Source organism: Acidithiobacillus ferrivorans (assembly GCF_016250455.1).
Lineage (GTDB): Bacteria > Pseudomonadota > Gammaproteobacteria > Acidithiobacillales > Acidithiobacillaceae > Acidithiobacillus > Acidithiobacillus ferrivorans.
The window spans coordinates 3,114,453-3,135,055 of record NZ_CP059488.1 but is presented as its reverse complement, the minus strand read 5'-3'; the positions used below and the strand labels follow the sequence as shown (position 1 = coordinate 3,135,055).

The window sequence follows — 20,603 nt, the reverse complement described above, 5'->3', positions numbered from 1 at the left end:
CCATGGCCGGAGAAGCTGACCGATATCGCGTGCTGCTGCTGGGCGCGCAAGGCCAGGTAGGCTGGGAGTTGCAACGCAGTCAGCCACCCTCAGTCATGCTGCATGCCCTGGGACGCCAGGATCTGGATATTTGCGATGCCCGCAAGGTGCGGGCGGCGGTGGAAAGTTTCCGGCCCGACTGCCTCATCAATGCCGCCGCTTACACCGCCGTGGACCGTGCCGAATCTGAAGCCGATATGGCCTATGCCATCAATCGTGATGGTGCCGCCCACTGTGCCCTGGCCGCCCAAGCCTGCGGAGCCCGCCTGATGCATCTCTCCACCGACTTTATCTTTGATGGCGCGCAATCCACCCCCTACCAACCCGGCGCAGCGGCATCTCCGCTCGGCGTTTATGGCGCCAGCAAGGCCGCCGGTGAGCAGCAAGTACGGGAAATCCTCGGTGATGCCGCCCTCATCCTGCGCACCGCCTGGGTCTATAGCGCCCACGGTAGCAACTTCGTCAAAACCGTGCTGCGTCTCCTGGCCGAGCGCGACGTGCTACGCGTCGTGGGCGACCAGATCGGTACCCCGACCTGGGCCGCGGGTATCGCCGCTGCGCTCTGGCGCGCGCTGGATCATCCGGATTTTACGGGCATTCAGCACTGGACCGACGCGGGCGTAGCCTCCTGGTATGATTTCTCCGTGGCGATTCAGGAAGAAGCCGTGGCTGCGGGACACCTGCAGCGCAGCATCCCCATAGAAATGATCCCAACGAGCGGGTATCCCACCCCCGCCCGTCGTCCGGCCTATACCGTGCTCGACAAGTCCACCAGCTATGCCACGCTGGGCCCCGCGCCCCACTGGCGGGCGGCACTGCGACAGATGCTGGCCGAACCCCAATTCCAATAAGGAGCACCCGATGTCCGTCACCGTTGATCCTATTATAGACAAGCGCCTGCTGGTCACCGGTGCTGCCGGCTTCATCGGTGCCAACTTCTGCCATCACTGGTTGCGCAAGCATCCGCACACTACCCTGGTCGCGCTGGATGCCCTCACCTATGCGGGCAATCGCCATAACCTGGCCGGACTGGAGCAGCACAGCGGCTTCCGCTTTGTCTCGGGGGACATCAATGACGCCCCGCTGGTCGAGCGGCTGATGACCGACCATCACCTCAACGTCATTGTCCACTTCGCCGCCGAAAGCCATGTGGATCGCTCCATCCACGACCCTGACGCCTTCATCCAGACCAACATCATCGGCACCCATAACCTGCTGCGGGTGGCCAAAAACCTCTGGCTGGATGGTCCGCAAGGCCGTATTCCCCATCGTTTTCATCATATCTCCACGGATGAAGTCTACGGCACCCTCGGTCCTCAGGATCCGCCTTTCCGCGAAGCGACGCCCTATGCACCCAACTCCCCCTACGCCGCCAGCAAGGCGGGAGCGGACCATCTGGTGCGCGCCTATCAACATACCTATGGACTCAGTACCAGCACCAGCAACTGCTCCAACAACTACGGACCGTATCACTTTCCCGAAAAGCTGATTCCCCTCTTCATCGTCAACATCCTGCATAACAAGCCCCTGCCACTCTACGGCGATGGTCGCCAGATTCGCGACTGGCTTTATGTGGAAGACCATTGCCGGGGCATCGCCGCGATTCTGGAGCAGGGTCGGGAAGGAGAGAGCTACAACATCGGCGGCTGCAACGAATGGGCCAATATCGACATCGTCCTGCTTATCGGTCAGATCATGGACGAACTCTTCGCGAGCGATCCCCGGTGGTTGCAGGCCTACCCGCATTCAGCGGCGGCGCAGGGCCGCAAAAGTGCCGACCTGATCCAGCATGTGCGCGACCGGCCCGGTCATGACCGCCGCTACGCCATCGACGCCACTAAAATCACCCGCGAATTGGGGTTTCAACCGGCCGTGGATTTCCCCACCGGCATCCGCCAGACCATCCGCTGGTACCTGGAGCACCCGGAATGGTGGCGCGCCGTCATGGACGGAAGTTACTGCCAATGGCTGGAACGACAGTACGAGGGTGACGGGCATTATCGCGCATAGCTATTTTTTAAAGGAGTGATGAGCCAGGCGCCGAGAACGGATTGGCCATCCTGCATATCCAGTGCCTGCGTAGCCAGGATGCAGTCGCTTTCCACGGCTTGTTGACAATCCGTACGCGCGCCGTACAATTAAACGAGACACGGAGGGTTGCCGCTATGACTTTGTCTGCACCGGAAAAAGATGAGCGAATCGACATTCGCTTGCCAGCCAGTCTCAAACAGCAGTTGGGGCGCGCCGCGTCGTATGCCGGTATGCCACTCTCGGCTTTTCTGCTCTCGGCCGCTTCGGAGCGTGCCAGTCAGGTTATTCACCAGCGAGAGGAAATCACGCTGACCCAAGAAGACTGGGTGGCGTTTCTCCAAGGGCTGGACGAAGAAGACAAGGAGCGCCCACGTCTGAAGGAAGCCGCTCAACGTTATGCAAAACGTTTGAGCGAGTGATACCCTTTGTGCCCGGCATGGGTGATGCCTGGCGTATCGAACCGCTGCACCGAAGTCATGATAAAAGCCACTTCGATTGCGGGAATCCGGTACTCAACGCGTGGCTGATGAAGTATGCCGGACAAAGCCAGAAGGCGGGGATAGCCCGAACCTTCGTGGCCCTCTCGGGAAAAGTCGGCGACCATTCCGTGCAGGGTTTCCATTCGTTATCCGCTGGTGGAATCGACAAATCCCATTTGCCCGCACACGCCGGCAAGCGCTTCCCTAAATTCCCCATCCCCATCATTCGACTGGCTCGGCTTGCCGTAGCCAAGGAATCACAGGGGCACGGCCTAGGGGAGCTCATTCTGATGGATGCCCTTCATCGATCACTGCAGGTTTCCAGGCAAGTGGGTTTTGTCGCCGTGCTGGTGGATGCCAAGGATGAGGCAGCCCGCAACTTTTATCTGCATTATGAGTTTGAAAAATTACCCGACCAGCCGATGACGCTTTGGCTGCCGATCACGGGGGTGGAAAAACTATTTTGAGGGCGCGCGCATGGCCATTATCCCCCATAGCCATTTTTTAAAGGATTAAGGATGTTTGTGTCGAGGGAGATGCGCTTAACGCGCATGCGCGGCTTCCCGGTCGAATGACCCGCCTCCCAGCGAATATCCCTGCCGCATTCTGGCTCGGGACCGTTCCAGCGCGAATTTTTCGGCATCCGACATCAGGCCGCCGACCTCAATGGGTGCGATGCGCGCCACGGGTCGCCCCCTTTTGGTCACAATGATCTCAGAACCATGGGACGCCATTTCGATGTATTTAGAGAGATGCTGGTTGGCTTCTCGAAGCGAAACATGCTGTATGGCCATGGGTATTACCTCATATGAACGGGTGCTTAGGCTGAAATGTAGGACATCTGTCGTTCATGGTCAATGGCCGCGCATCAGGATATCGTGTCCTTGAGAACGATCTTCGCGAGAGAGAATGGTCTTGCTGCCGGTAATAGGCATTGACCCATCCCGCCGCAGCACGCAGAATCTCCGCTCATGCAGACCAACATCATCGCCCCGCCCTGTGCCCCCGTCACCGGCTTTGCCCGTTACTGGCAATACCGCGATTTGGTGCGCAATCTGGTCGCCAAAGACCTCAAGGTGCGCTATCAGGGTGCCGCGCTGGGCTTTTTGTGGTCGTTGGGTAACCCCCTGGCGCTTATCCTGCTCTATGATTTTGTGTTCACGCACATTTTTCGCAGCGATCTGCCCCACTACATCCTTTACCTCGTCATCGGCGTCCTGCATTACAACCTCTTCTCGCAGGCTGTGAGCCAGAGTTGCGAGAGCCTCACCAGCGCTTCAGGTCTGATTCAGAAGATTTACTTCCCGCGCATTTTGGTGCCGACCGCCAGCCTGTTGTTTACGCTGGCGCTGTGGCTCATCGCCATCCTGATCCTGGTGGTGCTCTATCCATTTCTGGGTGGCGTCTATCACTGGGGGCTGCTGTTCTACCCGCTGGCGCTCGGGCTATATATCGCCTTCATCTGGGGCATCGTGCTGACCTTCTCTGTGCTGCAGGTCGAACTCCGCGACCTCAAGCACATGGTCGAGATCGCCCTGATGTTCGGCTTCTGGCTCACCCCCATCGGCTATGACATCCACGTTCTCAAGCCCACCACCCGCGAAATCATTGCCCTCAACCCCCTCACCCAGTTTATGGACCTCTTCCACGCCCTGCTCTACGCCGGCACCCTGCCCGCGCTGAGTCACGTCCTTATCGCCACCGCCTGGACCATCGGCACGCTCACCGTCGGCACGATCCTTTTCCGCCGCAAGGCCCGTCATCTGGTCGAAGACCTCTGATGCCCCCCGCCGTCCTCGTCGAGCACGTTCGCAAGGAATTTATCCTCCGCCACAACCGCGCCATGGGCATGAAGACGCGCTTCCTCGCCCTTTTTCACCAGAGCAAGCGCGAGCGCCGCGAGCATTTCCTCGCCCTGGACGATATCAGCCTGCGCGTCGAGCCGGGCGAAGCCCTGGGCCTGCTCGGGCACAACGGCTCCGGCAAAAGTACCCTGCTGCAGATCATCGCCGGCATCCTGGAGCCCAGTCAGGGCCGGGTCATCACCCGTGGCCGGGTCGCACCGCTTATTCAGCTTGGCGTCGGCTTCCATCCCGAACTCAGCGGCTATGAAAACATCTTTCTCAACGCCAGCCTCTACGGTTTTCGCAACTGCGACACCCAGAAGCGCGTCAAGGACATCATCGAATTCTCGGAGCTGGCCCACTTCATCGACACCCCCCTCAAGAATTACTCCTCCGGCATGCAGATGCGTCTGGGCTTCGCCGTGGCGGTGCACTTGCAGCCCGACATCCTCCTTGCCGACGAAATCCTCGCCGTGGGCGACCAGCCCTTCCAGGAAAAATGCCACGCCAGGATCGCCGAACTCCGCGCCCAGGGCATGACCCTCATCCTCGTCTCCCACAGCTCGGAGCAGGTCAGCAAATTTTGCGACCAGTATGTGCGTCTGGATCAGGGACGGATGGTGGAGGAGGGGCGGATTGATAAAAATACACCTACCCCATCGATCACGGCTATACCCGCGACGGCGTGAAGGGGCCGCTGTTTCCTGAGCAAAAAAGGTCGTCGATCAGAGCGGCCTGCCGTCATGGCCGGAGTGACTCGCGCGGCCTTAATCCACCCCTTCCGGATGGGAGGGCTCTCACCCTGCTTCAAAACGACCCCAAGTCTGCTTAAATGCCTCCCTTCAAGCTTCCTTACACCGAGGTGGCCAGGGGGGGACCCCCAGCCGCGCCTGGGTGCGCGCTTCAGGATACACATCCATATGTCATAGATCTCCGGCGCGATCTTATAGTTCTTGTTGAAGCAGTAATAAACGATGGTGTCCTCCGCAATGCGGAAATCCGCCCGCTGGTAGCTCTGCCCCTCGGGCAGACAACGGTGGCCGTTGAGCTGATAAATAGACAGGGTTTCCCGCCAGACCATATATCGCAAAATGTTCAACTGTGGTTATATCTTGGGATGCTGTCACTGACCAGCAAGGCAAGCAGCGAATAGAAATATCTGAACCCATGCGCGTTTTTGGTCCATTAAATTCTCACGGGAAAGATTTGGTAGGTGTACCACTTAACTTATATGCGCTGATAGCGTATATTCAGCCGAATGGGCATCGGCGAGTCCTCAGCCTTCACTAAAATCGTCGCCTATCCATGCTGTTTGCCTACTCCAAAAGCGTTTAGATGGACCTGATGCGCGAACAGATGCGGCAACTTGGGAAAGCGATGGAGCAGGAGTTACAGAATGGATGAACAGAGCTTTAACGAATTATTGGATAGTGTCACTGGGATGTGCCGTCACATGCGTGGCAAGGAAACGTCTGGGCGCGCAACGATTATTGAAGACCCAGATGTGAAAGCCATTCGAGAGACAACGAGGCTTTCACAGTCGCGTTTTGCGCTGATGATCGGGGTAAAGGTAAAAACGCTTCAAAACTGGGAACAGAAGCGGGTACGTCCCACAGGTCCAGCCAGGGCGCTTATGCAGATTGTTGCTGCTGACCCTCAAGTGGCTATCCGTGCGCTGCAAGGACATGTTGCCTAATTTGAAAATGATGAGTAATGTCTTGAATCGGCACCCAGTGGGCAGAGATGGAACCCAGAAAATCAGGCTATTTTGCCAAACCCGGTCAGCGGCCACCAGACATAATGATGCACAAGGTCTCAAATAGAGCAATAACTAAATTTAAGATAACAAAAAATGGCCGTAAAAACATAAAGCACTATACATTCTATACACGGCATACAAGCATCTGCTCACTGCCACAAAATCATATATAGTTTAACGGGTAAAAGATGAAACTAGTCAGCGTTATCGTTAGAAGCACAAACCGCATTTACTTAAAAGATGCAATAGAAAGCATATCAAACCAGACTTACAAAAACATAGAAATAATAATTGTTGACGCTTCTGGCACTGGAGAAATAGGCAATAGAGAACTTGAATCAAACAGAAAGATAGAGGTTGTCTGCACTGGAGAATCTCTTATTCGCCCAAAAGCCGCTAATGCAGGTCTTCTTGCAGCAAAAGGGGATGAGTTAGTATTTCTTGATGATGATGATATATTTTATGAATCGCACATCGAAAAGCTGATCGGTGCACGGTCTGAATACCCAGAAAAATTGGCAGCATACTCTGACGTTGAGGTTATAGGAAAGGATCTTAAAAAAATAATTGTTTATGGTTGCGAATGGTCTAAAAATAGGCTTTTATTGGCTAATTATATACCAATAAATTCTGTATTATTTTCAAGGAAAATATTAGATTTTGGCTGTGCTTTTGATGAAAATCTTTATATACTTGAAGACTGGGATTGGTGGCTGCAAGTAGCAAATTATACGTCGTTTAACCATATTCCAGGTGTTAGCGCATGTTATAGATATGAGCTTGGAGAATCTAACCATTCACGACTATATAAAGAATGGAGGTTTATTTTATATAAAAAATGGATTGGTATCCTTGGTGTAGACAGATTTATTGAAGAATCTTTCGAGTGGGCTCAACAAGCAGATTCAATGCGGCAGGAAAAATCTTTGCTTCTAGATGAAGCTAAGCAGCGTGATATTTATATAGATACATTGCGTCACTGTATCGGCTCTCTGGAAACGGAACGTGATTCCAACCGGCAGGAAAAATCTTTGCTTCTAGATGAAGCTAAGCAGCGTGATATTTATATAGATACATTACATCATCGGATCGGCTCTCTGGCAACAGAACGTGATTCAATGCTGCAATCTTGGTCATGGCGCGTAACGCAGCCACTACGAAACGCCAGCCGTGCTGCCCGCTTGGCTCGGAAGTTATCTCGCCGGATAAATCGCCAGTCTTTGTGGCGTGCTCTACAGCTGGCACGTCAAGGAAATTGGCGAGGGCTCCATCATCGGATGAGGCGACTACTGGTTACTGAAACGGTAGAACAAATAGCTGTGGTGTCATCGGACCAAAATATAACATCTGATTGGTCTACCTTATCTACTTGTATTATTGACAATACTCCGTCGTTTGAATGCCATCTGCCCGTAACAATAATTGTCCCTGTTTATAACGGCTGGGAGCATTTACCTGCATTCTTTAATTCGCTTCTTCAGAACACCACTGAACCATACGTATTGCTAGTTATTAATGACGCTAGCCCAGATGAACGGGTTGTTCCGTTCCTACTAAAACAGCAAGAGCGTTTCCCTCAGATGTCATTGTTGACCAACACCAGTAATCTGGGTTTTGTCCGAAGTGTGAATCGTGGTATGCAGGAAGCCAATGATGATGTAGTGCTGTTAAATACCGATACCATTGTTCCTTCATACTGGCTGGAAAGATTGTTAGAGCCACTTTATGATGAGAAAGTCGCCAGTGTTACCCCATTTACCAATGCAGGAACCATCTGTAGTTTCCCTCGTACATTGGAAGACAACGCGCCGATTTACGGATTGTCTGTCGATTCCATCGACATGGCCTTCAAACGTCTCGTTTATCAATCAATCGATATTCCAACAGCAGTAGGCTTTTGCATGGCTATCTCTCGCAGAGCACTCAACCACGTGGGTTATTTCGATGCGGAAGCCTTTGGGCGGGGTTATGGAGAAGAGAACGATTGGTGCATGCGCGCTGCGAACTCAGGCTACCGCCATGTGCTCTGTCCTAACTTGTATGTGTACCATGCGCATGGAGGATCATTTTTACCCGCAGAAAAACAAGATCTCTTAGCATCAAATCTGCGAATCCTAGATCAACGTTACCCAGATTACGGGAATTTTGTCCAAGCGCATATTCAGAAAAATCCAGCACAATTTTACCGTGAGGCAGCACGCCTTTTATTGATGCTTAGACCAGAAAACAGGCCAGCCTTGGTGATTGACCACAATCGTGGCGGAGGGGCTAATCACTTTCGTTCGCGCTTTGTTCAAAAATGCCTGGATGATAGCCGCGCCGTATGTGTCTATGCGGAAGATTACCTATTAGGAATACGGCAAATAACTTGCCATGCCGACGGGGACAGTCTATCTCTGAATGTCCCAGATCTTGATGCCTTTTCAGAGTTTATGAGAAAATTTTCCTTTGACGAGGTGTATTACAACAGTTTAGTCTTTGCGTCTGACCCACTGGCGACCGTAGATCGCTTGCGACACTTGCCAGAACAGACACGGTTTATAGTCAATATGCATGACTTTTATCCTCTTTGCCCCTCTTACACTCTGTTAGATGACCAGGACAATTTCTGCGGAGTTCCTGACGAGGATCGTTGTAAAGTCTGCATACGGCGGCATTCTGCCATTTTCCCAAATGCCCCTAGAGATATTGTTGTATGGCGTAACCATTGGCGAGAATTACTCGAACGTGCGAACTCTATCAGATGTTTTTCTGTGGATTCTGCACAGCACATGAAACGTGCCTATCCAGAATGTAGCGAAAAGATTTTTGTATTTCAGCATGATACCAGCTATTTCAAACCAGTGCCGCTATCCCCTGCATTTGATGGCCCTCTACACATTGGTATAATCGGTGGTATCAACAAGCAGAAAGGAGCAAAAATTCTACAGAATTTTGCCTCTTATGTGGAAAAGCACCAATTGCCATGCCAGATCACCTTGGTTGGCGAGATCGATCCTGATTATAAATTACCAGACCTAGTGACAGTTACTGGACGCTATACATCGGATGATCTGCCGCAGATCATCATAGAAACAGGGATACAAATAGTGTGGTTCCCCTCCATTTGGCCAGAAACATTTTCTTATGTGACAGCTGAGTGTATGGCTATGGATTTGCCAATTACAGCGTTTGATATAGGCGCACCTGCTGAACGCCTAAAAACCTACCATAAGTCTTTTATCCATAACAGCAAACTCCCAGAAGACTTGTATCTTGATTTCACGACGTTCAGAGAGCGCTTACTGGATTATCCAATTATCTCAAAAACGAACGTCTAAGCAATCAACCCTTGCGGGTTAGTGCCAATCAGGCTAATGCGGTTTTTGCAGTTCCACGGCAAGACTTCGTAGAGCCGTTTATTAGGCCGTGTGGGTAATTTTCGGGAATGTCACAGAGATACATACGCGAAAGGCTTGATGCCGTTGAGCCTGCAGGTTTTGATGATACTGTGAATGGTGCAGCAAGCTCGCCACCGGCATCATTTCACGCAAACAGATAATTTTTCTCCCAATTGTAAGCGTCTAAGCAACCGGCCCAAATCTCCTAAGCTGTCACTGATCCTGATCCGCATTATTGAGTGAGGACGTCGCGTTGCGAGTCGATATGCTGATGATCGATGGAGACATGACCGATTTTGGCGGGGGTACTGCTTTATTTGTTGGTCATAGTTCATACCATGCTTATCGGGTTGTCACACCCACCCACTACCGGTAGTCTGTTGAGCAACTCGTTTCATGCTGCGTGAAATCAGCGACAAGACTTGGCTACGGTCGATTAGTACCCGTTACATGCACGATTTTGTCGATTCGGCGGACTTGTCGCACTATGACTAATCCGGCTTCTAACCGATGTCTTTCGAGTTTGAGCCGAAGTAGGCGGCGCTGACCATGCACCTGTCGGCACCGCTGCTAGTGGCCTTGAAGTGTAAGGCCCATGCCCCCCGAGTTCGACAGTTAATCTCGCAACTCATTGATATTGCTTATAACGATTTCAAAACGCTCCACTACAACAGCGTCAATTGCTGAGACGCGGCTGGTTTTTTTACCCGGAGGGCATGCAGAACCTCGCTTTGACATTCCTGGATGGAAGACACCCCGGATACGGGTGGGGCGCCATTGAGACGAACTCGGTGATGCTGAATGCGGTGGAGTTGCTCCAAGGCTCGTTCCGGCGTCAGCCCGGTGTGACTCGCACGTAAACGACTGCGCATGACCCGATGCAGAATCAGCGCCCCCGAGTTCGACAGTTAATCTCGCAACTCCTTGATATTGAAAATAGCGATTTCAAAACGCTCCACTACAACAGCGTCAATTGCTGAGACGCGGCTGGTTTTTTTACCCGGAGGGCATGCAGAACCTCGCTTTGACATTCCTGGATGGAAGACACCCCGGATACGGGTGGGGCGCCATTGAGACGAACTCGGTGATGCTGAATGCGGTGGAGTTGCTCCAAGGCTCGTTCCGGCGTCAGCCCGGTGTGACTCGCACGTAAACGACTGCGCATGACCCGATGCAGAATCAGCGCCATGAAGCAGATCGCTGCGTGCGCCCGTATCCTGTCGGGCAGGCGGTGGTAGACCGGGCCGATTTCCAGCTCGGATTTGAGCACTTTGAAGCCCCGCTCGATATCGGCGAGAGACTTATAGCGGGCCACGACCTCCGCCGGTGACAGGTCCTGCACATTGCTCACGAGCAGGAGCTTGCCATCCATCTTTTCCGCCAGGGTGCGTGCGCTTTTGTCGATGTCGTAGCTAAACTGCTGTGCGGCCATATCGACTTGGATGATGCGCGATAAATGCGCCTCGCAGACGGCATGGTAGAAGCGTGCCTTGGCACCGCTGTCGGAGAGTTTGCGTCCCCGATGCTTTTGCCGTCGTCCTGATCATCCAGTTTGCCGGCCCACTGGTCGCCCTGAGTAATCAGCGCTTCGATCCGCGCATTCCGCTTGGCGGTCTGGTCCGCCGCCGTCATGGGATCATGGGCGATAACCAGCCGCAGGTCGTTCCAGGTGCGCTCACCGATGACTTCTTCAGTGGCAGTGTTGCACGACTCCCGCTGGAAACTATCCAGCAGATCGGTAAATTCATGGTACCGCCGCCCCGGTACGGCCAGGATAAACTCCAGCGACTGCCCGTTGGCCAGCCGGATCGCCTGCAACGCCTCCAGATTGTCCAGACTCAACAACCCGCGATCCGCGATGAGCACCAGGCGCCGCACTGTCGGAAAGCGCTCCAGCACTTTGCCCAGGGTCGGCAGCAGCGTTTTGGTCTCAGCGGTGTTGCCATCGAAGACCTCATGGTAGATCGGCAAACCTTCTGCAGTCTGCACGACCCCAGCATGAACTGGCGAGCGATCAGACCTTCCTTGGCCATCCCGAATTGACGGACGTCCTGGGGAACCGTGACCAGGCCTTCACTGCGGATCGTGGTGAGGTCATAGAAGACCACGGACAGGTCCTGATCGATCAGGGGGCGCAACAGTCCGGCTACCACAGCATCTACGGCACTCTGTTGCTCCATCAGGGCATCCATGCTGCGCAGGAGTTGCTGGTGGGTAATCGTTGTCACGGTGACATCCGGCAAGGCGACGGTTTCCACCCAGCGCAGTACGCCCAGTTTCGATTCGGGATCGCAGAGCCGGTTGAGGACCATCACCCGGATCAGCGCTTCCACATCGGTCGTATGGCGGGTCTTGCGGAACACCTGACGTAGGGCGCTGAACCCCAGCTCCTTCCAGAGTTCGGTCAAGGCCCAGACATCGCCAAAAGCACGCGCTGTTTCAAAAGCGATGGATGGTGGAGAAGAAATCGTTGGCGCCGGGGTGGGCACCTGGCCGCTGACCTTCATCAGGCCCTGAATCACGGCATTCAACTGACTGTCGACCTGATCCAGCCGCCCAAGTGTGGCGACGGTACGCTTTTTGACCTTTCCGGCATCATCCCGGTAGGACTCGACAAGCTGGACATAGCGGCGGCTGCCGGAGGTGGTGATCTTCACATGCATGCCGCCACTTTATCAGCGTTCATAGGCATGTCAACAAAAGAGCCTAAGTGATAAAACGTGCCACCACAGAAGTTTTAGAAAATAGGCGCTGAAACCCCTATGAATGCTGGGGCGATGTTACGAAATTGACGATTTTTGCCGATGAACTGTCGAACTCGGGAGCGCCATGAAGCAGATCGCTGCGTGCGCCCGTATCCTGTCGGGCAGGCGGTGGTAGACCGGGCCGATTTCCAGCTCGGATTTGAGCACTTTGAAGCCCCGCTCGATATCGGCGAGAGACTTATAGCGGGCCACGACCTCCGCCGGTGACAGGTCCTGCACATTGCTCACGAGCAGGAGCTTGCCATCCATCTTTTCCGCCAGGGTGCGTGCGCTTTTGTCGATGTCGTAGCTAAACTGCTGTGCGGCCATATCGACTTGGATGATGCGCGATAAATGCGCCTCGCAGACGGCATGGTAGAAGCGTGCCTTGGCACCGCTGTCGGAGAGTTTGCGTCCCCGATGCTTTTGCCGTCGTCCTGATCATCCAGTTTGCCGGCCCACTGGTCGCCCTGAGTAATCAGCGCTTCGATCCGCGCATTCCGCTTGGCGGTCTGGTCCGCCGCCGTCATGGGATCATGGGCGATAACCAGCCGCAGGTCGTTCCAGGTGCGCTCACCGATGACTTCTTCAGTGGCAGTGTTGCACGACTCCCGCTGGAAACTATCCAGCAGATCGGTAAATTCATGGTACCGCCGCCCCGGTACGGCCAGGATAAACTCCAGCGACTGCCCGTTGGCCAGCCGGATCGCCTGCAACGCCTCCAGATTGTCCAGACTCAACAACCCGCGATCCGCGATGAGCACCAGGCGCCGCACTGTCGGAAAGCGCTCCAGCACTTTGCCCAGGGTCGGCAGCAGCGTTTTGGTCTCAGCGGTGTTGCCATCGAAGACCTCATGGTAGATCGGCAAACCTTCTGCAGTCTGCACGACCCCAGCATGAACTGGCGAGCGATCAGACCTTCCTTGGCCATCCCGAATTGACGGACGTCCTGGGGAACCGTGACCAGGCCTTCACTGCGGATCGTGGTGAGGTCATAGAAGACCACGGACAGGTCCTGATCGATCAGGGGGCGCAACAGTCCGGCTACCACAGCATCTACGGCACTCTGTTGCTCCATCAGGGCATCCATGCTGCGCAGGAGTTGCTGGTGGGTAATCGCTGTCACGGTGACATCCGGCAAGGCGACGGTTTCCACCCAGCGCAGTACGCCCAGTTTCGATTCGGGATCGCAGAGCCGGTTGAGGACCATCACCCGGATCAGCGCTTCCACATCGGTCGTATGGCGGGTCTTGCGGAACACCTGACGTAGGGCGCTGAACCCCAGCTCCTTCCAGAGTTCGGTCAAGGCCCAGACATCGCCAAAAGCACGCGCTGCTTCAAAAGCGATGGATGGTGGAGAAATCATTGGCGTCGGGGTGGGTACCTGGCCGCTGACCTTCATCAGGCCCTGAATCACGGCATTCAACTGACTGTCGACCTGATCCAGCCGCCCAAGTGTGGCGACGGTACGCTTTTTGACCTTTCCGGCATCATCCCGGTAGGACTCGACAAGCTGGACATAGCGGCGGCTGCCGGAGGTGGTGATCTTCACATGCATGCCGCCACTTTATCAGCGTTCATAGGCATGTCAACAAAAGAGCCTAAGTGATAAAACGTGCCACCACAGAAGTTTTAGAAAATAGGCGCTGAAACCCCTATGAATGCTGGGGCAGCATTACGAAATCGGCGATTTTTGCCGATGAACTGTCGAACTCGGGCGGCCACGTTCGTGCGTGTCATGGGCATTCCGCTACAGGTGGGCACGAGGGGGTGCTCGGGGCGCAAGTCAGTATATACTTCACCCAGCCACGGATTTCAGCTGCTGTTTCCTTCCACAGGGGTACGGTGCGTTGCTTGCGGCCCTTGCCATGCAGGCGCAGCGAGGAAGTGGCCCCGAGCGTGACATCGGCCACTCGGATGCCAATCATTTCGGAAACCCAGGCGCCCGTGTTGTAGAGCAATACGAACATGATCCGATCACGGCGACCACACTCAAGTGGCCGTATCCGGTGCCGCGAGCAAGGCTTGAACCTCCTCACGGGGCCGCAGTTGCACACAACTGGCACGTTTGATCTACTGATGCTCACGAAGGGCGAGGAATATACCGATCAGGTGCAAGACTACTACAGAGGAGCGCTACCGTGAACGGGTGCTACGGCAACTAGCCCAACGCGCTAAAAAAATGGATAGGAGGCTGATTCCCGGTGAAACTGTCGCTTAGGAACTGTATGTATTCAATATCCTAAAAATTGTTTCTTTGAGCGGCCCGACGTAACTGCTAACTAGACGGCGTATCCCATGCAGTGATTGTTCATCCCGTAAAAACTTGGTGTAAGCCGAATACCAAGATATCTAATGCAGTATAGAATTATAGGACTGCATAGTATAAATGGCACAATGTTATTGCTTTAAATTTAGTGAAAAGTGGCGCCAACCCGACTTTTTTTCCAAGGGGTTCGTGATTTATTACCGTGCGGATTATACATTAAGTTTTTCTGTAATCTACTAGGTTGCGAGACCATGCTTTAGTAGCCAAGTGTACGCGTTTTGCGCCCATCCAGAACTGATGCCGAGAGTGGTTCCGACCTTGGTAATAGCCTTCCTATTGTTCGCAATGTTCATTAATAACCATTTGTGTTTGAAGTCATCCTGCGCCATTATCAATTGCCGTGATAAATTGTGACGATATACCCAAATTGCCAACGCGCCGTGCTTGAATTTCATGTTCGGATTACCGAAACTCTTAATAGTGCATCTTCCCCATTTAGAATCAGCCTGATCAAACACCACAAACTGTGGTTCCTGACTGCTTGGTAGTGCCGCAGCACCGAACCAAAAGTGATCGTCCCCGCTGGATAGGCGCGGGATAAGGTATCCCATATTGCAGCTCAACGGCCTTGCCGTAATCCCTTCGTTGGAGGCAATACCAAGGAGTGGCGCGCCAGCCTCAAAATATTGTCCATATCCATTGTAGAGATTATGTGTGACAAACCACTTGGCTAGGGAATGAGTACCGGCCCAGTTGGAGGTGTAGCGCCAACCGGCATGATCTATAGAGGTAAATCCGAATATGATATATCCGATCAAGGTGATTAACAGCAGTAATTTTGTGAGATTGCTGCCTGCAAACCAGCGAACGGCACCAAATGTAACCAGTGCCACGATGGCCAAATAAAAGACATTGACCAAGAAGCGTGACGCCCAGATACCATTGGCAAAGTTTGTCAGCACAAAAGCCGTTGCAATGATGCCTATGGATAACCCAGAAAATGCCAGCAACACCTTTACGGCTGGGCTGATCTGTTGCCTCGCTTGAAATGAAAGGGTTACTGCACCACACAAGCCAACGAGGTAAACGCCCCAAAGCATCCATGCCAGCTCGCCGCTTGGGAATGGGTAAAGCTGCAAGAGTATCCCCGTGCTTTTGGCTAGCAGCACCAGATGATGCGAGATGGCCGATAGGGAGGCGAAACCTATGCCACGTCCAGGAACTATGTGCAAAAGTTCGAGCCCGAAGTAAGCGATGCGGCCAGAGATGTAGGTAATAATTACAGCTTTGATTAACGCGCGACGCGTTGCCTTGTCCGTTTGGAACCACTTGGGAGACTTCCACGCGAGCAGTAAGACAGGTGCTGTGAATGCGGCATCGAACCAGGGATCAGAGATCGTGCCCACGCCCACGCATATCAACAACAGCGGAAGCGCCCATCCTGGGCGGTCAGTAAAATATCGGATCAGGCCAATGGCACCGAGTAATCCAAATGCCCATACGCTGTTGTGGGTAACCGGATAGGCCAGGATGGCGGGCTGCCCTATGGCCAGAGGACTGGCCAATAAAGCGAGCAGCCATGCCAGTCCCGCCCAGCGCCAAGATTTGGTGGCCACTTTAACGAGCAGGCCCGTTAACAGGGCATTCACAACAAAAATAAGCCATCCTTGGAAGATAATGGATGCCCCGGAAACCCCGGCCAAGGCATAGAAGATCAGCGCAAAAGGCAGCAGGCTCAGGATCTGGTTGTCTTGGGTGAAGCGCCAAGTGAACGGGAAACGCCAGCCGTGGTGGACGATGCCTTGATAGATCAGCGCCATCTCCGCCATGTCGGGATTCAACGGAAGCGTCTGAAACGCCGTTCCCAAGCTACTGATGAGTGCCGCAACAGAAAGTACCGCAAACAACCCCCAGCGTGTTCCCATGCCTTCCTCTATTTGATCAGATTTTTTGTTTTCAGGTGGCCTGAACACTAATCATATTGGTTGTCGTAACTACATGTGCTGTGGGGTTTATTAGTCGAAGGTGGATAGAGATGCAAGGTTCCAATGCTCTCATTATGCTGGGCTGCGGCTCAAATAAGTTGCATATCATTGAATGAAACTCCCCAATTGCAGGGATATTTGAATGATCACTCTCGATCTCTGCTTTACGCGGACTGATCGATATGGGCGAGAAGATCCCTCCGTCTGGTAGAGATGTACCTGTTGCCGGGCTCGGCGTCTACTGAGAGGAACGGTTTGGATCAGGCTGCGGTTGTACATCATCCTGCTCAACTAGAAACGAGGGATACAATAAGGCCCCCGCTCGAACAATGCGGGCCGCAGTGCGTCGCGCGGATGACCCTTGCTTGCTCATTATTTATACGGCATATTACCGTATACGGAGATTTGCCGTATTCCAGGAGGTGAAGTATGTCTGCTGTTGCCCGATTCGATTTAAAAATGGATGCAGAGGAAAAGGAAGTTGTCTCCCGCGCTGCGGCCTTAGTGGGCACCACGATGGCCGCATTCGTACGCACGGCAGCGAAAGAAAAGGCCCGTGCACTGCTAGATCGGGAGTCCCGCATCACGATGTCAGATCAGGATTTTCAGGCATTCACGATGGCGCTTGATGGAGCATTCACGCCCAATGCCGCGTTGCAAAACGCGATTGATCTCGCGCGCAAGGTTCGGCGTGCTTGAAGAGCAATGCCTCGATCCACAGCGCCATAACCGCCCAGCCTTCACCTCTGGCGTTGGCGAGTTGGACGAATACCTTCATCGCTTCGCCGTTCAACAAAGCAAAAAGGGCATTGCCGTGGTGCGCGTGCTGGTCGACACGGACCTGCCAAAAGCCATCCTGGGCTATTACAGTTTAAGCGCCGCTCAAATCGATGCGGCTCAAATGGATGCGCGTACACAGCAAAAATTGCCGCGTTATCCGGTGCCTTGCTTTCGTTTGGGACGTTTGGCTGTACATTCGACGCATCATGGTCTTGGACTGGGGCGAATCCTCATGGGATGTGTCGTTGCACGCTGTTTAGAGGCCCGCAAGCAGGTGACCGCGTATGCGCTTGTGGTCGATGCGCAGGGGGAGGAAGCCAAGGCGTTCTATGCGCATTATGGATTTACACCCTGCCAGGGTAACCCGATGATCCTGTACCTACCGCTTGGCGCGAACTGATACATGACTGAGAGGAACGGCTTGGATCAGGCTGCGGTGTACATCATTCTGCTCAACTGGAACAGCGCCGCCGACACCCTCCGCTGCCTGCGCGCATTGACCCTATTGCGTGGGGAGCTGGCGCGGGTGATGGTGGTGGACAACGACTCAGAACCTGCGGATCTGCAACGGTTGCGCTCGGGCATCGCCCGCTGGGGTCTTGCGGTGGAGCTGGTGGAAACGGGGGAGAATCTGGGCTTTGGCGGCGGCTGCAATATTGGGATCCGCCTGGCCCTGGAGCGCGGCGCCGAGTTTGTGTGGCTGCTCAATAATGATGCGGTGCCCCATCCCGATGCCCTGCAGGCGATGTTGCGGGTGATGGCGCGGGATGGGGAGGTCGCGGCGGTGGGCTCGGTGATTTATGACCTGGAGCGACCGAAGCGGGTGCAGACCTGGGGTGGGGGGCGGGTTTGGCGCTGGGCGGGGGTGGCACGGCATCATCGTCGGCCGGTGGCGGCACGGCGTCTCGATTATCTGACGGCGGCCAGCATACTCCTGCACCGCGAGGCGCTGGAGCGCACGGGTCTCTTTGATGACGATACCTTTTTTATGTATTGGGAGGATACGGATCTGTGCTTTCGCCTGCGCGCGCAGGGCTGGAAGCTGGCGGTGGCCGGGGATGCGGTGATCTGGCATCAGCGCTCGTCCAGCCTCGGGCATGCCAACCCCCTCAAGGATTATTATGTCACCGCCTCTTCCCGCCAGTTTTTGCGGCGCTACGCCCCCAGGCCGCGCCTGGCGATGATTCTGGGGGCGTTGGGGCGCATTGCGCGGCGCCTGCTCTGGGGTAAGTGGCGCAATGTGCGGGCGATCGTTTCCGCGCTGTGGGACCGGCCCTACGACCTTTCGATGTCGCCATTCATGGCCGTGGGAGCGCCGGGTTTGGGGCCGCTACGGGTGGCGGTGGATGCCAATACGCTGTCGGGGCGACTGGCCGGGATCGGGCATTATAGCGTGGCGCTTTGTCAGCAACTGGTGGCCGATGGGGGGGCGACTCTGGCCTACTTTACCGCCCGGTCTTGGGCGCAGGAGCCACCGCGGCCAGCGGGTCTGCGCATTCCCCAGTTGCTGCAGTGGCGCAAGCATATTCCCCTGGGTCGGGAGCTACAGTGTGTTTTGCAGGAACGGCAACTCGCGCGTCTGGAAAGGCGTTGGCGACCGGATCTCATCCTGGGGCCCAACTTTGTCCTGGCGCCCGGCAAGGCGCCGTCTGTCCTGGTGGTGCATGATCTCTCCCATATCCGCTATCCGGAGGTCCACCCGCCGGCCCGCGTGGCCTTTTTGAACAGACATTTGCGACCGGCCCTGGCGCATGCGCGGGCGGTGCTCACGGATTCCTGTTTTACGGAAGCAGAATTGTTGCATTACTTCCCGGAGGCGGCGGGCCGGACGCATGTGGTTTATCCCGGTATCAGTGAGCGTTTTGCCATGGCTCCGGCGGCGGAGGTGGAGGTGGCCCTGGACGGCGTTTTGCTGGGGGATGATCGGCGATTTTTCCTTTTTCTCTCTACCCTGGAGCCGCGCAAGAATCTGGCGGGCTTGCTGGCGGCCTACACGGCCTTGCCGGCGGCCATCCGTGGGGCGCACCCGCTGGTGCTGGTGGGGCAGATGGGCTGGCAGGAGAGTAATTTCGCCGCGGTCCTGGCGGAAATGCTGGAGCGTGGCGAGGTGCGGATGCTGGGCTACCTGCGCGACGAGCTGCTGCCGGCGCTCTATCGCCGCGCCCTGGCGCTGGTTTACCCATCCCTTTACGAGGGCTTTGGTCTGCCGCCCATCGAGGCCATGGCCTCGGGCTGCCCGGTGCTGGTGGCCGACGTGACCGCCATGCCGGAGGCCTGCGGTGATGCGGCGCTGTACTGCGACCCGCTGGATGTGCGGTCCATCACTGCGGCAATGCGGCGGCTGGCGGAGGATGAGGTCTTGCGCGCCCGGCTGGCGGCGGCAGGGCCGGCGCGGGCGGCGCTCTATACCTGGGAGGCGGCGGCGGCGCAGGTGCTGGCGGTGATGCGGGAGGTGGTTGGGCGTTAACTCACTCTTAAAATGCAGACCAGGCCCAAGGTTATAGTGGTCCCCATATTTGAGATGGAAGTTTAAGCTGGTTGTCTGGCTGAAAAAGGCTCTTCGTCAAATTGAATGGGTCGTTCAAAAGTAGGTTGTCGAGGACCGCTCAGCCAGGGGCGGATGGCCTGATTTTGCTGGGTTCGTTCCCCACACTCACGGCGCTCACATGCGACAAAAAGATAACGTCAGCCACCCAATACCCACTTTCCATGCGCTTTAATGGCGTCATACATAGCGTCTGGTGCCAGGTCTATTTCCTCTGGCCACGTCACCACCCCAAGTTCCAAGCCCACGGCGCTGAACACCTTGAGCTCTGAGAGGCATCCAAAAACGCCCGCACCTGGGCTATGAATCAGGGCATCCATCCAGACCTCGCCCTCTGTACCGTCCACAAAGCGGACATATAGTCGGTATCCGTCGAGCGCGCGCACGGAAGCCACGCGCCATGGTGCTTTCGGGTCGATGGGCGGTACTAAGGTAGCGGATGAATTTTTTTGAGTGACTGGTTGTGTGTGCATAGCTCCCAATTCTCCATGAGTTCAGTCCGATGCTCCTGTGCCCATTCCAACACCAACGCCAGCGCTCGTCTGGGCATATCGCCCTGGATAACCTCCAGCGTACGGATGTTTATGAGCACCTCATATTCCCCGTACAGGGCATGAAAGTGTGGCGGTGCATGATCCTGCCAGAACATCTGAATCAAGACACCGTAAAACATGCTAATGGTAGGCATGCAAAAAATCCATCATGGCCACCGTCGATTACACATCATCGCGGCTTTTTGACCATCAAG

Annotated in this window: 19 protein-coding genes and 4 pseudogenes; 11 read left to right on the top strand and 12 right to left on the bottom strand. The window is 54.9% G+C overall.

What is annotated here, in order from left to right; all coding sequences use genetic code 11:
- Positions 1–2 precede the first annotated feature (2 nt).
- The 4 genes from rfbD (at position 3) to H2515_RS15725 (ending at position 3,016) form a co-directional block, all read left to right on the top strand.
- A complete protein-coding gene (gene rfbD / locus H2515_RS15740; protein WP_232821460.1) occupies positions 3–890 on the top strand; it encodes a dTDP-4-dehydrorhamnose reductase in 888 nt (295 codons plus the stop codon).
- Positions 891–900: 10 nt separating this feature from the next.
- Positions 901–2,049 (top strand): dTDP-glucose 4,6-dehydratase, encoded by a 1,149-nt coding sequence (gene rfbB / locus H2515_RS15735; protein WP_198660594.1) that lies wholly within the window; start codon positions 901–903, stop codon positions 2,047–2,049.
- Positions 2,050–2,204: 155 nt separating this feature from the next.
- The gene (locus H2515_RS15730; protein WP_198660593.1) at positions 2,205–2,489 is read left to right on the top strand and encodes a type II toxin-antitoxin system TacA family antitoxin; all 285 of its coding nucleotides are present in this window, start codon (positions 2,205–2,207) and stop codon (positions 2,487–2,489) included.
- Entirely contained in the window at positions 2,486–3,016 is a 531-nt protein-coding gene (locus H2515_RS15725) for a GNAT family N-acetyltransferase (RefSeq protein WP_232821459.1), read from the top strand. Before H2515_RS15730 ends, H2515_RS15725 begins: the two co-directional genes overlap by 4 nt.
- 75 nt (positions 3,017–3,091) lie before the next feature.
- Here the strand turns inward: H2515_RS15725 and H2515_RS15720 are convergent, their stop codons facing one another.
- Positions 3,092–3,343 carry a type II toxin-antitoxin system Phd/YefM family antitoxin gene (locus H2515_RS15720; protein WP_065413260.1) on the bottom strand — a complete coding sequence of 84 codons (252 nt, stop codon included), beginning with the start codon at positions 3,341–3,343 and terminating at the stop codon, positions 3,092–3,094.
- A gap of 177 nt (positions 3,344–3,520) precedes the next feature.
- Between H2515_RS15720 and H2515_RS15715 the strand changes: the two genes are divergently transcribed.
- Together H2515_RS15715 and H2515_RS15710 are read left to right on the top strand one after the other, a co-directional pair.
- Positions 3,521–4,330: an ABC transporter permease gene (locus H2515_RS15715; protein ID WP_198660591.1), complete on the top strand. Its 810-nt coding sequence runs from the start codon at positions 3,521–3,523 to the stop codon at positions 4,328–4,330.
- Entirely contained in the window at positions 4,330–5,082 is a 753-nt protein-coding gene (locus H2515_RS15710) for an ABC transporter ATP-binding protein (protein WP_198660590.1), read from the top strand. The genes H2515_RS15715 and H2515_RS15710 overlap by 1 nt, the downstream gene beginning before the upstream one ends.
- On the opposite strand, the gene H2515_RS16605 is transcribed toward H2515_RS15710, so the two are convergent.
- Positions 5,001–5,474, bottom strand: coding sequence for an O-linked N-acetylglucosamine transferase family protein (locus tag H2515_RS16605; protein ID WP_408626826.1), 474 nt, complete (start codon positions 5,472–5,474; stop codon positions 5,001–5,003). The genes H2515_RS15710 and H2515_RS16605 overlap by 82 nt on opposite strands.
- A 315-nt stretch (positions 5,475–5,789) precedes the next feature.
- On the opposite strand from H2515_RS16605, the gene H2515_RS15700 reads away from it, so the two are divergent.
- Positions 5,790–6,089 carry a helix-turn-helix domain-containing protein gene (locus tag H2515_RS15700; protein ID WP_198660588.1) on the top strand — a complete coding sequence of 100 codons (300 nt, stop codon included), beginning with the start codon at positions 5,790–5,792 and terminating at the stop codon, positions 6,087–6,089.
- A gap of 251 nt (positions 6,090–6,340) precedes the next feature.
- Positions 6,341–9,472 (top strand): glycosyltransferase, encoded by a 3,132-nt coding sequence (locus tag H2515_RS15695; RefSeq protein ID WP_198660587.1) that lies wholly within the window; start codon positions 6,341–6,343, stop codon positions 9,470–9,472.
- On the opposite strand, the pseudogene H2515_RS16260 reads toward H2515_RS15695, so the two are convergent.
- The 8 genes and pseudogenes from H2515_RS16260 to H2515_RS15670 all read right to left on the bottom strand — a co-directional run.
- Positions 9,469–9,698, bottom strand: a pseudogene (locus tag H2515_RS16260) (transposase domain-containing protein); the annotation flags it as partial. The gene H2515_RS15695 and the pseudogene H2515_RS16260 sit on opposite strands and share 4 nt — an antisense overlap.
- A gap of 499 nt (positions 9,699–10,197) precedes the next feature.
- Positions 10,198–10,425 (bottom strand): annotated as a pseudogene (locus tag H2515_RS15690) (IS1634 family transposase); the annotation flags it as partial.
- A gap of 65 nt (positions 10,426–10,490) precedes the next feature.
- Complete coding sequence (locus H2515_RS16255) at positions 10,491–10,976, bottom strand: IS1634 family transposase (protein WP_456298309.1); 486 nt, start codon at positions 10,974–10,976, stop codon at positions 10,491–10,493.
- Positions 10,880–12,195 (bottom strand): annotated as a pseudogene (locus tag H2515_RS16250) (IS1634 family transposase). Before H2515_RS16250 ends, H2515_RS16255 begins: the two are co-directional and overlap by 97 nt.
- 117 nt (positions 12,196–12,312) lie before the next feature.
- On the bottom strand, positions 12,313–12,618 hold the full coding sequence (locus H2515_RS16245; RefSeq protein WP_456298310.1) for a transposase: 306 nt from the start codon (positions 12,616–12,618) through the stop codon (positions 12,313–12,315).
- Positions 12,522–13,834: pseudogene (locus H2515_RS16240) on the bottom strand (IS1634 family transposase). Before H2515_RS16240 ends, H2515_RS16245 begins: the two are co-directional and overlap by 97 nt.
- Positions 13,835–14,012: 178 nt before the next feature.
- Positions 14,013–14,246, bottom strand: a complete 234-nt coding sequence (locus H2515_RS16600) for a tyrosine-type recombinase/integrase (RefSeq protein ID WP_198660586.1) — start codon at positions 14,244–14,246, stop codon at positions 14,013–14,015.
- A gap of 535 nt (positions 14,247–14,781) precedes the next feature.
- A complete protein-coding gene (locus tag H2515_RS15670; protein ID WP_198660585.1) occupies positions 14,782–16,470 on the bottom strand; it encodes a hypothetical protein in 1,689 nt (562 codons plus the stop codon).
- A gap of 489 nt (positions 16,471–16,959) precedes the next feature.
- Between H2515_RS15670 and H2515_RS15665 the strand changes: the two genes are divergently transcribed.
- From H2515_RS15665 to H2515_RS15655, 3 genes are read left to right on the top strand one after another with little or no spacing between them, the layout of a single operon-like run.
- Entirely contained in the window at positions 16,960–17,229 is a 270-nt protein-coding gene (locus H2515_RS15665) for a type II toxin-antitoxin system TacA family antitoxin (RefSeq protein ID WP_014030510.1), read from the top strand.
- Positions 17,222–17,710 (top strand): GNAT family N-acetyltransferase, encoded by a 489-nt coding sequence (locus H2515_RS15660; protein ID WP_198660584.1) that lies wholly within the window; start codon positions 17,222–17,224, stop codon positions 17,708–17,710. Before H2515_RS15665 ends, H2515_RS15660 begins: the two co-directional genes overlap by 8 nt.
- 3 nt (positions 17,711–17,713) lie before the next feature.
- Positions 17,714–19,777 carry a glycosyltransferase gene (locus H2515_RS15655; RefSeq protein WP_232821458.1) on the top strand — a complete coding sequence of 688 codons (2,064 nt, stop codon included), beginning with the start codon at positions 17,714–17,716 and terminating at the stop codon, positions 19,775–19,777.
- Between the two features lie 218 nt (positions 19,778–19,995).
- Here H2515_RS15655 and H2515_RS15650 read toward each other — a convergent pair whose 3' ends face one another.
- Complete coding sequence (locus H2515_RS15650) at positions 19,996–20,250, bottom strand: DUF2442 domain-containing protein (protein ID WP_232821457.1); 255 nt, start codon at positions 20,248–20,250, stop codon at positions 19,996–19,998.
- A gap of 32 nt (positions 20,251–20,282) precedes the next feature.
- Positions 20,283–20,543: a DUF4160 domain-containing protein gene (locus H2515_RS15645; RefSeq protein ID WP_014030506.1), complete on the bottom strand. Its 261-nt coding sequence runs from the start codon at positions 20,541–20,543 to the stop codon at positions 20,283–20,285.
- Between the last annotated feature and the right edge of the window lie 60 nt (positions 20,544–20,603).